We start from the raw sequence: 1,814 nt of genomic DNA, 5'->3' as shown, positions 1-1,814 counted from the left end.
TCGGCCGGACCGGTCGCGCAGTTCAGGCCGATCATGTCGATGCCGAGCGGCTCCAACGCCGTCAACGCCGCACCGATCTCCGAACCGAGCAGCATCGCGCCGGCCGCTTCCACGGTCACCTGAACGATCAGCGGCAGGTCTGCCGCCCCGCACCGGTCCAGCGCGCGGCGGGCGCCGATGACGGCGGCCTTCGTCTGGAGGAGGTCCTGGGACGTCTCCACGAGCAGTGCGTCCGCACCACCCCGGACCAGGCCTTCGGCGTTCTGCTGGTAGGCCTCGCGGAGGGGCTCGTACTCCACGTGTCCGAGGGTGGGCAGCTTGGTGCCGGGGCCCATCGAGCCCAGCACCCAGCGGGGGCGGCCGTCCTGTGCCGTGAAGCCGTCCGCCGAGGCCCGGGCGATCCGGGCGCCCGCCTCGGAGAGCTCGTAGACCCGTTCCTCCACCCCGTACTCGGCGAGGGCGGCCAGGTTGGTGCCGAAGGTGTTGGTCTCGACGCAGTCCACGCCGACGGCGAAGTACGCGTCGTGCACGGACCGCACGATGTCGGGGCGGGTGACGTTGAGGATCTCGTTGCAGCCCTCCAGCCCGAGGAAGTCGTCCATCGTCGGGTCGGCGGCCTGGAGCATGGTCCCCATCGCCCCGTCCGCGACCACTACGCGGGTGGCGAGTTCCTCCCGCAGCAAGCGTGTCATTCCAGCCCCCTCAGATGTGCGGACAGTTCCGTCTCGCTCGCCGGGCCGTAGGCGGAGCGGAGCCGGGCCAGCAGTGGCTCCCGGGACAGGTGGTACTCCTGGGTGCCGGCGTGGTCGAGTACGGTCGCCGCTACCGCGCAGCCCAGCTGGGCCGCGTACCGCTCGGGTACGCCCCAGGCCGTCCCGGCCAGGAATCCGGCCCGGAAGGCGTCTCCGACGCCGGTGGGGTCGACGACCTCGGCGACCTCCACCGCCGGGACGGTCAGCGGTGGGCGGTCCACGGCCCGGATCCGTACGCCGGCCTCGCCGTGGGTGGTGACCCAGGAGCCGACCCGTCGGAGGACCTGCTCCTCGGTGAGTCCGGACCGTTCGCAGAGCAGGGCGGACTCGTACTCGTTGGTGAACAGCCGGTGCGCGCCGTCGACCAGTTCCCGTACCTCGGACCGGGTCAGGCGGGCCAGTTGCTGCGAGGGGTCGGAGGCGAACGGAACATCCAGCTCGCGGCAGTTCCGGGTGTGGCGGAGCATGGCCTCGGGGTCGTCCGGTGAGACGAGCACCAGGTCGGGCCGTCCGCAGCGGGCGACGATCTCCCGCAGGTCGATCTCCCGGGCTTCGGCCATGGCGCCCGCGTAGAAGGTGGCGATCTGGTTCTGTTCCCGGTCGGTGGTGCAGACGAAGCGGGCGGTGTGCCGGGTCTCGCTCACGCGCACGGAGTCGGTGTCCACTCCGTGGTCCTTGAGCCACACCCGGTACGGTTCGAAGTCCGCTCCCACCGCGCCCACCAGCAGCGGGCGCAGTCCCAGTACGCCCAAGCCGAACGTGATGTTCGCCGCCACCCCGCCCCGCCGCACATCCAGGCTGTCGGCGAGGAACGACAGGGAGACCCGGTCCAGCCGGTCCGCGAGCAGCTGCTCGGCGAACCGGCCGGGGAAGGTCATCAGATGGTCGGTCGCGATGGATCCCGTGACAGCGATGCGCATGTCAGGCCCCGGCGGCCGTGCGCAGGGCGTCGACGCGGTCGGTGCGTTCCCAGGTGAAGTCGGGGAGTTCGCGGCCGAAGTGGCCGTAGGCGGCGGTCTGGGCGTAGATCGGCCGCAGCAGGTCCAGGTCACGGATGATCGC

3 protein-coding genes are annotated in these 1,814 nt (G+C 71.5%); all 3 read right to left on the bottom strand.

Annotation, left to right across the window (positions count from 1 at the left end; genetic code table 11):
* Nucleotides 1-692: homocysteine S-methyltransferase family protein (locus AC07B0_RS40330; RefSeq protein WP_478900605.1), on the bottom strand; the 692-nt coding region annotated here is incomplete at its 3' end.
* A complete protein-coding gene (locus tag AC07B0_RS40325) occupies nt 689-1,672 on the bottom strand; it encodes a carbohydrate kinase family protein (protein ID WP_469385103.1) in 984 nt (327 codons plus the stop codon). The genes AC07B0_RS40325 and AC07B0_RS40330, both read right to left, overlap by 4 nt.
* 1 nt (nt 1,673) lies before the next feature.
* The coding region (locus tag AC07B0_RS40320) for a methionine adenosyltransferase domain-containing protein (RefSeq protein WP_478900607.1) at nt 1,674-1,814 on the bottom strand (141 nt) is incomplete at its 5' end.

The sequence above is a fragment of the Streptomyces sp. NPDC044704 genome, from assembly GCF_056433525.1.
Note: the sequence above shows the minus strand (reverse complement) of the source record. Positions and strands in the feature narration are given on the sequence as shown.

Coding starts and splice junctions, on each gene's coding strand:
- AC07B0_RS40325 (WP_469385103.1), bottom strand. CDS start 1,672: ATGCGCATCGCTGTCACGGGATCCATCGCGACCGACCATCTGATGACC.